Source organism: Galbibacter marinus (genome assembly GCF_000300875.1).
GTDB lineage: Bacteria > Bacteroidota > Bacteroidia > Flavobacteriales > Flavobacteriaceae > Galbibacter > Galbibacter marinus.
The window spans coordinates 1-338 of the sequence record NZ_AMSG01000075.1 but is presented as its reverse complement, the minus strand read 5'-3'; the positions used below and the strand labels follow the sequence as shown (position 1 = coordinate 338).

Annotated in this window: 1 pseudogene; it reads right to left on the bottom strand. The window is 38.5% G+C overall.

The features are described from left to right. Positions 1-212: pseudogene (locus I215_RS16060) on the bottom strand (IS21 family transposase); the annotation flags it as partial. Positions 213-338: the final 126 nt, after the last annotated feature.

Sequence of the window (338 nt, the reverse complement as noted above, 5' to 3'; positions counted from 1 at the left end):
GTGGTATGAGAAGTAAAAAGTGTCTCCAACACTTCTGTGTCACACGCTAATAATTCTCTAAGGGTATGAGAGCTAGCCTTAAAAACTCGCATGTAATTGTTTACAGTATTGCGTGCTATTCCTAGTGTAAGGCTGATCTTACGATTGCTAAAGCCATCTAGATGTAGTGAAATAATTTGTTTTAAGTCCATAGAATCAAGTGTGTTTGCCATATCGCTTTTCTTTAGCGACAAGGTAATTATTACTTGATCTTTCAAAGTGGCGCAAAACGAACCGAAATGATGTCCGAATTAGCAAAAATGGCGCAATTCAAACCGAAACCACTGGCGCAAATCGAA